The 4928-nt window shown below is 63.7% G+C and carries 5 protein-coding genes; all 5 read right to left on the bottom strand.

Features of this window, described 5'->3' with window-relative positions; genetic code table 11:
* Positions 1-961 (bottom strand): 2-oxo acid dehydrogenase subunit E2 (locus EN738_RS30870; protein ID WP_127286908.1); only part of this gene is annotated, 961 nt, incomplete at its 3' end.
* 18 nt (positions 962-979) lie between these two features.
* A complete protein-coding gene (locus tag EN738_RS30865) occupies positions 980-2365 on the bottom strand; it encodes a pyruvate dehydrogenase complex E1 component subunit beta (protein WP_127286907.1) in 1386 nt (461 codons plus the stop codon).
* A gap of 15 nt (positions 2366-2380) precedes the next feature.
* A complete protein-coding gene (gene pdhA / locus EN738_RS30860; protein ID WP_127286906.1) occupies positions 2381-3421 on the bottom strand; it encodes a pyruvate dehydrogenase (acetyl-transferring) E1 component subunit alpha in 1041 nt (346 codons plus the stop codon).
* Between the two features lie 196 nt (positions 3422-3617).
* Entirely contained in the window at positions 3618-3941 is a 324-nt protein-coding gene (locus EN738_RS30855; protein WP_127286905.1) for a septum formation initiator family protein, read from the bottom strand.
* 156 nt (positions 3942-4097) lie between these two features.
* A partial coding sequence (locus EN738_RS30850) for a phosphopyruvate hydratase (RefSeq protein WP_127286904.1) occupies positions 4098-4928 on the bottom strand: 831 nt, incomplete at its 5' end.

Here is a 4928-nt window from a genome sequence, read left to right as displayed (position 1 = left end):
CGACATCGGCGTGCTTGTGCTTGACCATGGCGCTGTCGGTCCACGAGGCATTCGCATCCGGCACCGCCATCAGCGCCATCGCCATCGCTTTGATCACCATGTCGTTGACCGAGAGCTTGTAGGCGGGAACCTCGCCCTTCTCGGTCTTCTTCACCGGTGCGGCGGCATTGAGCTGCGTGCGCAGCGCCAACAGCGCGTCGAGCTCGCAGTCGAGCGTCAGGTAGAAATGCGGAATGGTTGACTTGGCCTCGACCAGGCGGCGCGCGATGGTCTTGCGCATATTATCGTGCGGCACGAGTTCGTAGGAGCCTTCGGCAAACAGCTTCAGCACCTGGTCGTCCGACATCGCCTTCGGCGCTGCAGCCGGAGCTGCCGCCGGAGCACCGGCAGGCGCCTTGGCAGCGGGCGCGGCCTTGGCGCCGCCGCCGGCAATCGCCGCCTCGACATCAGCCTTGACGACACGGCCATGCGGCCCCGTTCCCGTGACATTCGCGACGTCGACGCCCGCATCCTTGGCGATGCGGCGGGCAAGCGGCGAGGCGAAGGTGCGGTCGCCGCCAGCGTGGCCATTGGCGGCCGGAGCAGGCTCTGCCTTCGCCGGCGCGGGCGCCGCCGCGGCTGCCGGCTTCGGCGCTTCCGCCTTTGGCGCTTCGGCTTTCGGAGCCTCGGCCTTGGGCGCAGCATCGCCACCACCCTTTGCGGCAGCGCCGGCATCCTCGCCTTCGCCGGCCAGGATGGCTATCAGCGCGTTGACCTTGACGCCTTCGGTGCCAGCCGGAACGACCAGCTTGGCGACCGTGCCTTCATCGACGGCCTCGACCTCCATCGTCGCCTTGTCGGTCTCGATCTCGGCGATCACGTCGCCCGGCGAAACCTTGTCGCCCTCTTTCACGAGCCACTTGGAAAGATTGCCTTCTTCCATCGTGGGCGAGAGTGCCGGCATGGTGATGTTGATTGGCATGTTTCCCTCCCGCCCGGCTCAGCGATACGTGACGGCTTTGACCGCCTCGACGACCTCGCCGACATTGGGCAATGCCAGCTTCTCGAGGTTGGCCGCGTAAGGCATCGGCACGTCCTTGCCGGCGATGGTGATGACCGGCGCATCGAGGAAGTCGAAAGCGCGCTGCGACACCTGGTTGGCGATATGGTCGCCGACCGAGCTCTGCGGGAAACCTTCCTCGACCACGACCAGGCGATTGGTCTTCTTGACCGAGGCGATGATGGTGTCGAAGTCGAGCGGACGGATGGACCTCAGATCGATGATTTCGGCGTCGATGCCGATGCCGCGCAACTCTGCTTCGGCCTTGACCGCGTAGGTCATGCCGATGCCGAAGGAGACGATGGTGACGTCCTTGCCCGGCTTATGAATGCGCGCCTTGCCGATCGGCAGCACGAAATCGTCGAGCTTCGGCACATCGAAGGACTGGCCGTAGAGGATTTCGTTCTCGAGGAAGATGACCGGGTTCGGATCGCGGATTGCTGCCTTGAGCAGGCCCTTGGCGTCGGCCGCCGTGTACGGCATCACCACCTTCAGCCCGGGAACATGGCTGTACCAGGCGGCGTAGCACTGCGAGTGCTGAGCGGCGACGCGGGCGGCGGCGCCGTTCGGTCCGCGAAAGACGATCGGCGCGCCCATCTGGCCGCCCGACATATAGAGCGTCTTGGCGGCCGAGTTGATGATCTGGTCGATCGCCTGCATGGCGAAGTTGAAGGTCATGAACTCGACGATCGGCTTCAGGCCAGCCATCGCGGCACCGACGCCGACGCCGGCAAAACCGTGCTCGGTGATCGGCGTGTCGACGACGCGGCGCGGTCCGAATTCCTGCAGCAGGCCTTGCGTGATCTTGTAGGCGCCCTGGTACTCGGCGACCTCCTCGCCCATGACGAAGACGTCGCCGTCGCGGCGCATTTCCTCGGCCATGGCGTCACGCAGCGCCTCGCGCACCGTGGTCGACACCATCTCGGTGCCGGCCGGAATGTCCGGATCGGCGGCGACTTCGGCTCTCGGCGCTGCGGCGACCGGTGCCGCGGCCTCGCTCTTGGCCGCAACAGCCGCAGGTGCTGCCGCCTCAGGCCTGGCGGGCTCCTCGCCGATGCCTTCGCCGGCCTTGTCGACGTCCTCGCCGTCAACCGCGATCACGGCGATCACAGCGTTGACCTTGACGCCTTCGGTACCGGCGGGAACCACGATCTTGGCGAGCGTGCCCTCGTCGACGGCTTCGACTTCCATCGTCGCCTTGTCGGTCTCGATCTCGGCGATGACGTCACCGGCGACGATCTTGTCGCCCTCGTTCTTCAGCCATTTGGAAAGATTGCCCTCTTCCATCGTCGGCGAGAGAGCGGGCATGAGAATTTCGATCGGCATGTCCTTGCCCTCCCTTTACAGTACGATGTCGGTCCAGAGCTCGGACGGATCCGGCTCGGCGTCGTTCTGGGCAAATTCGGCGGCGTCGGCGACGATGTCGCGGACCTCCTTGTCGATGGCCTTGAGCTCGTCCTCGCTGGCCCATTTCTTGTCGAGCAGCCGAGCCCTGACCTGCTCGATCGGGTCATGCTCGGAGCGCATCTTCTGCACTTCTTCCTTGGAGCGATACTTCGCCGGATCGGACATCGAATGGCCGCGATAGCGGTAGGTCTGCATCTCCAGGATCAGCGGGCCGTTGCCGGCGCGGCACCATTCGGTGGCGAGATCGGCGGCGGACTTCACCGCGCGCACGTCCATGCCGTCGACCTGGATGCCGGGGATCTTGAAGGATGCGCCGCGATGCGAGAAATCGGTCTCGGCCGAGGAGCGCGACACCGAGGTGCCCATGGCGTAGCGGTTGTTCTCGATGATGAAGATCACCGGCAGCTTCCACAGCGAGGCCATGTTGAAGCTTTCGTAGACCTGGCCCTGGTTGGCGGCGCCGTCGCCGAAATAGGTCAGCGAGACGTTCTTGTTCTCGCGATAGCGGTTGGCGAAGGCGAGACCGGTGCCGAGCGACACCTGCGCGCCGACGATGCCGTGGCCGCCATAGAAATGCTTCTCCTTGGAGAACATGTGCATGGAGCCGCCCTTGCCCTTGGACAGGCCGCCCCGGCGCCCGGTGAGCTCCGCCATGACGCCGCGCGGCGACAGGTCCATCGCCAGCATGTGGCCGTGGTCGCGATAGGCGGTGATCATCTGGTCGCCTTCGATCAGCGCCATCTTCATGCCGGTGACGACAGCTTCCTGGCCGATATAGAGGTGGCAGAAGCCGCCGATGAAGCCCATGCCGTAGAGCTGGCCGGCCTTTTCCTCGAAGCGGCGGATGAGCAGCATGTGCCGGTAGGCGGCGAGCTCATCGTCCTTGGTGAAGTCGGCAGGCTTCGGGGCGGAGAGCCCTTGTGATTTACCGTCGTTTTTGGATTTGGCAGGCGCTTTTCTGGCGGCGGTGGCCATGCATCACTCCCTGTTGGCGTCTCTTCGCGGACATTTAGAGCAGGATGAAATCCGCTCCGAGGGAGATCGTCTCTCCCCACCGATTTATACGAGGCTAACACGCATAAAAGCATTGCGCCATGCCGAAAAATGCATGGCTGGCATGCGTCTAAGCGATTAAAATCATTGAAAATAAAGGCGATTAACTGGAATCCAGTTATTTCGCTGGAGCCGGCAGCATGATGGTGATTTCGTCGGCATGCGAGAGATTGAGCGCCTTGCGCGCCTGTTCGTCAAGCATGTCCTTTTCCAGCGTGCCCTCGTGCATCAGCTGGACACGCCGCTCAAGATCGACCCGGCGCGCCTTGACGGCATCGAGCTGCCCCTGCAGTTCGACCGCCCGGGCTTCGAGCTGGTATTTGGAATAGATGCCGAATTCGCCGTGATAGGCATGGAAGCCGAAATAGGCCAGGAACAGCACGCAGAGCGAAGGGACGATCAGCCGGCCGGTGTTTCGCTGCTTGTGCTGACGTGTCCACATGATCCAGATCCTCGCGGCCGCGAACCCGAACGGCCGAGACTCTTTTTCGCTCCATTGTGCTTAATGGACGGTTACGGACGGGCGTACCCGGAGCCTCAAAACGAAAAAGGGCGGGGAACGCCCCGCCCTTCCTCGATATCCCGATTGGTTGCCGGATCAGCCCTTGACCACCGACTTGCCGGCGTAGCGGGCCTGCTTGCCGAGCTCTTCCTCGATGCGGATCAGCTGGTTGTACTTGGCCATGCGGTCGGAGCGCGACAGCGAGCCGGTCTTGATCTGTCCGCAATTGGTGGCGACGGCGAGATCGGCAATGGTCGAATCCTCGGTCTCGCCCGAACGGTGCGACATGACGGCGGTGTAGCCGGCCTTGTGCGCGGTCTCGACGGCGTCGAGCGTTTCGGTCAGCGAGCCGATCTGGTTGACCTTGACCAGGATCGAATTGGCGACGCCCATGCGGATGCCGTCGCGAAGCCTGGCCGTGTTGGTGACGAACAGATCGTCGCCGACCAGCTGGGTCTTCTTGCCGATGAGGTCGGTCAGGATCTTCCAGCCCTCCCAGTCGTCTTCGGCAAGGCCGTCCTCGATGGTGATGATCGGATAGTCGGATGCGAGCTTGGCGAGGTACTTGGCCTGCGCCTTCGGATCGCGGGTCTTCTTCTCGCCCTCATAGACGTAGTTGCCGTCCTTGAAGAACTCGGTCGCGGCGCAGTCGAGGCCGAGAGCGACGTCCTCGCCCGGCTTGAAGCCGGCCTTCTCGATCGATTCCATGATGAAATCGAGCGCCGAGGGCGCGCTCTTCAGGTTGGGGGCGAAGCCGCCCTCGTCGCCGACATTGGTGTTGTGGCCGGCGTCCTTGAGCTTCTTGCGCAGCGTGTGGAAGATTTCCGAGCCCCAGCGCACGCCGTCGCGCAGCGTCGGCGCGCCGATCGGCAGGATCATGAATTCCTGGAAGTCGATCGGATTGTCGGCATGCGCGCCGCCATTGAT

It is taken from the genome of Mesorhizobium sp. M4B.F.Ca.ET.017.02.2.1, assembly GCF_003998955.1.
In the GTDB taxonomy this organism is placed as follows: domain Bacteria; phylum Pseudomonadota; class Alphaproteobacteria; order Rhizobiales; family Rhizobiaceae; genus Mesorhizobium; species Mesorhizobium abyssinicae.
This window is presented reverse-complemented; position numbering and strand designations above follow the sequence as displayed.

Coding starts and splice junctions, on each gene's coding strand:
- pdhA (WP_127286906.1), bottom strand. CDS start 3,421: ATGGCCACCGCCGCCAGAAAAGCGCCTGCCAAATCCAAAAACGACGGT.
- EN738_RS30855 (WP_127286905.1), bottom strand. CDS start 3,941: ATGTGGACACGTCAGCACAAGCAGCGAAACACCGGCCGGCTGATCGTC.
- EN738_RS30865 (WP_127286907.1), bottom strand. CDS start 2,365: ATGCCGATCGAAATTCTCATGCCCGCTCTCTCGCCGACGATGGAAGAG.